Here is a 1,277-nt window from a genome sequence, read left to right on the forward strand (position 1 = left end):
GCGGCGCGCGGCGAGCCCGCTGACCGCCGCCGCCGACCCGCGCGCCGCGCTCACCGACCTCGTCCGCGCCCAGGCCGCCGCCGTCCTCGGCCACGCGGGCGCCGCCGCGATCGCCCCCGACGAGTCCTTCGCCGACCTCGGGTTCGACTCGCTCACCGCGGTGGAGCTGCGCAACCGGCTCGCGGAGGCCACCGGGCAGCGGCTGCCCGCCACCCTCGTCTTCGACCACCCCACCCCCGCCGCCCTCGCCGCGCACCTCGCGGGCGCCCAGCCCGCCGCCCCCGCCGCGCGCCGCGACCGGGCCGACGACCCCATCGCCATCGTCGCGATGAGCTGCCGCTTCCCCGGCGGCGTCGACACCCCCGAGCGGCTGTGGGAGCTGGTGCGCGAGGGCCGCGACGCCATCGGCCCCTGGCCCGCCGACCGCGGCTGGCCGACCCGCGCCCTGCTCGACGCGGGCGCCACCGCCACGGCGATGGGCGGCTTCCTCGACACCGCCGCCGACTTCGACGCGGGCTTCTTCGGGGTGTCCCCGCGCGAGGCCGTCGCGATGGACCCGCAGCAGCGGCTGCTGCTGGAAACCTCGTGGGAGGCCCTGGAGCGCGCGGGCATCGACCCGCACACCGCCCGGGGCAGCCGCACCGGTGTCTTCGCGGGCGTCATGTACTCCGACTACGCCGCCACGGCCGGGGCCGCCGCCGACGGGTTCATGGCGGGCAGCTCCGGGGCGGTCGTCTCCGGGCGGGTCGCCTACGCCCTCGGGCTGGAGGGGCCGACGTTGACCGTCGACACCGCGTGCTCGTCCTCCCTGGTCGCCATCCACCTCGCGGCGGGGGCGCTGCGGGCGGGGGAGTGCGACCTCGCGCTCGCGGGCGGCGTCACCGTGCTGGCCAACCCCGGCGTGTTCGTGGAGTTCACCCGCCAGGGCGGCGCGGCCGTCGACGGCCGGTGCAAGGCCTTCGCGGGTGCCGCGGACGGCTCCGGCTTCGGCGAGGGCGCAGGTCTGGTCCTGCTCGAACGCCTCTCCGACGCGCGCGCCAACGGCCACCCCGTGCTGGCGGTGCTGCGCGGCTCGGCCATCAACTCCGACGGCGCCTCCAACGGCCTCACCGCCCCCAACGGCCCGGCGCAGCAGCGCGTCATCGCCGCCGCGCTGGCCGACGCTGGCCTCACACCGTCCGACGTGGACGCCGTCGAGGCGCACGGCACCGGCACCGAGCTGGGCGACCCGATCGAGGCCCAGGCGCTGCTCGCCGCCTACGGCCAGGACCGGGCCC

1 protein-coding gene is annotated in these 1,277 nt (G+C 78.5%); it reads left to right on the top strand.

From position 1 onward, the window contains the following. On the top strand, positions 1–1,277 hold a 1,277-nt coding region (locus L6E12_RS30495), incomplete at both ends, for a type I polyketide synthase (RefSeq protein WP_236231386.1).

This window comes from Actinokineospora sp. PR83 (assembly GCF_021056305.1).
GTDB classification, from domain to species: domain Bacteria; phylum Actinomycetota; class Actinomycetes; order Mycobacteriales; family Pseudonocardiaceae; genus Actinokineospora; species Actinokineospora spheciospongiae.